Raw genomic sequence first — 2,199 nt, 5'->3', positions numbered from 1 at the left:
AACAATATTTGAAAGTTCGTTTTCGTTTATAGACCTGTTTTCCTTTCTTTGCGTCCTTTGCGAAACCTTCCTTTGCGCTCTTTGCGGTTAAATCTTTATACCTTTAAAAAACTTGAACATCGAGTTTAAGAATTTTACTCTCCTGCCCAACTGCCTCTCTTATCAACTGAAGATATTTAACCCTCTGCTCTTGCTTATTACCTCCAAACTCCCCCAATATCTCCTCACTACAAACCCACTTATGTATTTTCTTCTTACCTACATAATCATGATAACTACTCCATTTGTATTCATCTAATTCCTTAACTATTCCTGCACGAATTGGATTTAAGTGAATGTAAAAACTTAATTTCTGCCAGTATGACTCCTCTCCAATCAGAATACTTTTATATCACCCTTGAAAAAGATGCCCACATCTTTGATGCCTTAAATTGTAGTATACACTATAAGCAGTCTTAAGCCATTGCATGGCTCTTGAAAGATTTGCCTGGGGTGTTCGCAAAAGTAAATGATAATGATTTCCCATCAATACAAAGGCAAAAATCTCTAATTGAAATTTCTCTACCGCCCTCTCAAGACATTCTAAAAATCGTAGATAGTCCTCCTCAGTAAGAAAGATTGTTCCTCTTTCAATACCTCTGGACATAACATGATAAATTGCTCCTTCGTATTGGATTCTCCACGGTCGTGCCATAACATTGTTTATATTAACATATTAATCTAAATTTGTCAAGTAGATTCTACATTCACTTCAATTCAGACATAAAAAAGAAGATATAAGGGGTAATAGAAAAAAGATTATTATTTTGGATAAGAAAGATAGGGTTGATAAAAATGAGATATGTTAGTTTCTCTGATGGTGAGATTGTAGGATAAAATGGAACTTCCCCTCAAAAAGCGCTTATAAAGAGGGGATAACTTCTTTATAATCAAGGGGATAGGCAAGTTTTAGACCTTAAAAGCGTGCATACGAGTATTATTAAAAAAAAGGTAACTATTCAGTAATTATTTAGCCACTGATTAACACGGATAAATACAGAGGGCAGAGGGTAGAGGTCAGAAGGCAGAAGGCAGAGGATAGAAGATAGAGGTCAGAGGCGGGTTGTCCCCCGCTGGCGGGGATTAAGGGGGTGGAAGTTAGAAGGAGAAAAGCCCTTCAGCCTTCAGCCTGATTACGGACACGGATACAGGACACGATTCACGAATTTTCGTAAGCGTTCAGGTAGGATAAAAATAAGGAGAAATGGAGAAGATGGAGAAGTGGAGAAAAGAAGAGTTAAGTGATAGGATTATTAATGCCTGTATTAATGTCCATAAAAAGTTAGTGTCGTGTTGAACAAATAACGCACGGAATTTGATCCGTTTGCAGGTTATGAAATCTGATGATACGCCGTGCAAAACTTACTTAACACCACACCAGGATTGATGTCCGAAGGGTGGAGCAAGAAAAAGTTTGAGCCATTTCTCCAATTCTCCCTTTTCCCCATTTCTCCTTGTTTACACTTCTAATGTATAGCCCTGAACGGTTACCAAAAAAAAGGTGCTAAATAGTAATTAGCTACTTAGCACCCGGAAAATTAATAGGTATAGAAACTGGGAGGGGAAAACTACACGCTATCAACTTTCCTAATATAATAATCGGCAAAAAAATAAAAAACTTTAATCTTTTTTTTTATAAATTAATCGTAGCCGTTCAGGTAATCCTTTACCGCAGAGACGCAGAGAAACGTGTGCTTTGAAATATGGGATACCCGAGTGGTTGGGAAAACCACCTATGCAAGCCTAATCTTTGTATAGAAGTTTGTATACTTGAAGAGGGCATAATTTACGATTCTGGTAAGCGTTCAGGTTATTGCAAAATATCTAATACTCGATATTCAAGTTTTTTTAAGATTAAGTGGTTTATCCTTTTTTAACCGCAAAGAACGCAAAGAAATTAACCGCAAAGAACGCAAAGATTATAGTGCTCTGTTAAGATTGAATTTGCATGTTACTTAGGTAATCGGTAATCAGTAATCGGAGATAACAGGCGCCATTGTTTTCTCTTCACCGATAACCTGATAACCGATAACTGTAACCGTTCACCGCAGAGATGATATGATAAAGTGTCAAGTTTGACCTGCGAAAGATTTTATGGTATACTATACAAAAAGTATTAACTAACTAAAATAAGGAGGACAAACTTATGACACAAACAAC

1 protein-coding gene is annotated in these 2,199 nt (G+C 36.7%); it reads right to left on the bottom strand.

The window, feature by feature from the left end; genetic code table 11:
• Window positions 1-391: 391 nt before the first annotated feature.
• Entirely contained in the window at window positions 392-694 is a 303-nt protein-coding gene (locus AB1414_19610) for a transposase (GenBank protein ID MEW6609621.1), read from the bottom strand.
• Between the last annotated feature and the right edge of the window lie 1,505 nt (window positions 695-2,199).

Source organism: bacterium (assembly GCA_040755795.1).
In the GTDB taxonomy this organism is placed as follows: domain Bacteria; phylum UBA9089; class CG2-30-40-21; order CG2-30-40-21; family SBAY01; genus JBFLXS01.
This window is presented reverse-complemented; position numbering and strand designations above follow the sequence as displayed.

Coding starts and splice junctions, on each gene's coding strand:
- AB1414_19610 (MEW6609621.1), bottom strand. CDS start 694: ATGGCACGACCGTGGAGAATCCAATACGAAGGAGCAATTTATCATGTT.